The organism is Sandarakinorhabdus rubra, assembly GCF_010994245.1.
Taxonomy (GTDB): Bacteria; Pseudomonadota; Alphaproteobacteria; order Sphingomonadales; family Sphingomonadaceae; genus Sandarakinorhabdus; species Sandarakinorhabdus rubra.
This window is the reverse complement of the sequence record NZ_WMHO01000315.1, coordinates 1-2,148: the sequence shown is the minus strand read 5'-3', so window position 1 is coordinate 2,148 and position 2,148 is coordinate 1. Positions and strand designations below refer to the sequence as shown.

General features: G+C 66.4%; 2 protein-coding genes. Both read left to right on the top strand.

From position 1 onward, the window contains the following. Window positions 1-381 (top strand): SRPBCC family protein (locus tag GJV64_RS13905; RefSeq protein ID WP_164158014.1); only part of this gene is annotated, 381 nt, incomplete at its 5' end. Window positions 382-393: 12 nt separating this feature from the next. Continuing rightward, the coding region (locus GJV64_RS13900) for a hydantoinase B/oxoprolinase family protein (protein WP_164158011.1) at window positions 394-2,148 on the top strand (1,755 nt) is incomplete at its 3' end.

Below are 2,148 nucleotides of genomic sequence, written 5' to 3'. Positions count from 1 at the left end.
GTCAACTGGCAGGCCTGGTGGGACCCGGCACACAGCTACAGCGAGGTGCCCGGTGCGCTGCGGCTCGATGCCCGGGCCGGCGGCGCGCTCGTCGAACGCTGGCCGGGCGGCAGCGTGGAGCATGCCCGGGTGCTGGCGGCACTTCCACCGTCGCTGCTGCGGCTGGCAGGCGGCTTCGGCCCGCTTCAGGCGCTGCCCGTCGGGGCCGTGCTGGAGTTTGCGATCACCACCGAGAACGACAGCACCCGCCTGGCCATGACCTATCGCGTGGCGGGGGGCGCCGGCCTCAAGCTCGACACGCTGGCCGGCCCGGTCGACAGCGTGATGAGCGCCGCCTTTGACCGCCTTGTCACCTATGCCAACACCGGCCAGAAGCCCTGAAGGGAAAGCGCCATGCCCGCCCGCATCATCGAGTCCAATCCGCAGCCCTTCGCGGCCCGCAGCATCGATCCGGTCACCCTCGATATCATCGAGAATGCGTTGAGGAACGCCCGCATCGAGATGGACGCGACGCTGGTGCGCACCGCCATGAGCCCCGGCATCCGCGAGCAGGGCGATGCCTTTCCGATGATCGCCAACCCGGCGGGCAAGATGATCGTCGGCCAGTTCGGCAGCTTCATCGATGGCTTCCTGAGGGGCTGGGACGGCAGCATCGAGGAAGGCGACATGATATTCCTGTCCGATCCCTACAGCTGCGAAGGCGCCATCTCGCACAGCAACGACTGGCTGGTGCTGCTGCCCGTCTATCGTTCTGGCCGGCTGGTGGCATGGACGGCGATGTTCGGCCACCAGAGTGACATCGGTGGCAAGGTCGCCGGCTCCATGCCGATCGATGCCCGCGCCATCTTTGAAGAGGGCGTGCGCATCCCGCCGGTGAAGATCTGGAAGAAGGGCGAGTATAACGAGGACCTGGTGAAGCTGGTGATGCACCAGACCCGCAAGCCCGACTGGTGCGCCGCCGACCTCAATGCCCTGATCGCGGCCTGCCGGGTGGCGGCGCGGCGCATCGACGAGATGTGCGCCCGCTTTGGCGAGGACGAGGTGATCGCCGCCATGGACGCGCTGCTGGCCCGCAACCACCGCGCCATGAAGGCGCTGATCGCCAGCTCCGTCTCCACCGACAAGGTGAGCTTTGAAGACTTCGTCTGCGATGACGGCGTTGGCTATGGCCCCTACAAGATCCGCTGCACCATGCAGCGCGTCGGCGACAAGGTGGTGCTGGATTTCGACGGCACCGATCCGCAAAGCGACGCAGCGATCAATTTCTATTTGAACGAGAACATGTTCAAGATGTTCTTCGGCATCTACATGATCATGGTCTTCGATCCGCAGATCATGTTCAATGATGGCTTCTATGATCTGATCGAGGTGAAGATCCCGGAAGGCTCGCTCTTGAAGCCGCGCTACCCGGCTGCCCTGTCGGGCCGCACCCACGCGCTGGGCCGCATCTTCGATCTCCTGGGCGCCCTGCTTGGCCAGCGCACGCCCGAATTCCTGTGCGCAGCCGGCTTCTCCTCCTCGCCGCACCTCATGTATTCCGGGCGCGACGAACGGCCGGGCAAGGGTGGCGAATGGTTTCAGCTGTTCCAGATCGGCTTTGGCGGCATCCCCGGCAAGCCGTTCGGCGACGGGCCCGACGGCCATTCGCTGTGGCCCGGCTTCACCAACGTGCCCAACGAATTCCTGGAACGCTATTTCCCGCTGCGCATCGAACGCTATGAAGCGCTGGCCGACAGTGGCGGCGCCGGCAAGTTCCGCGGCGGCAACGGCATTCTGATGAGCTATCGCTTCCTCAGCGCCGGCAGCGTATCCATCCACGATGACCGCTGGTTCACCTATCCCTGGGGCGTCAACGGCGGCGCGCCGGGCAGCCGCGCCCGCAAGATCCTCGAAAAGCCGGACGGCACCACCAGCATCGTCGCCAACAAGCTCGACCGGCTGGAGGTGGCAGCTGGCGACATCCTGCACTTCATCACCTGGGGCGGCGGCGGCTGGGGCAACCCGCTGGAGCGCGATCCCGAACTGGTGGGCCTCGAGATCCGTCAGGGCCTGGTGAGCGCGGCGGGCGCCCGCGCCTATGGCGTGGTCGCCGATGGCGAGGGCCGGGTCGATGCCGCCGCCACCGCCGCGCTGCGTGCCGAACTGGCC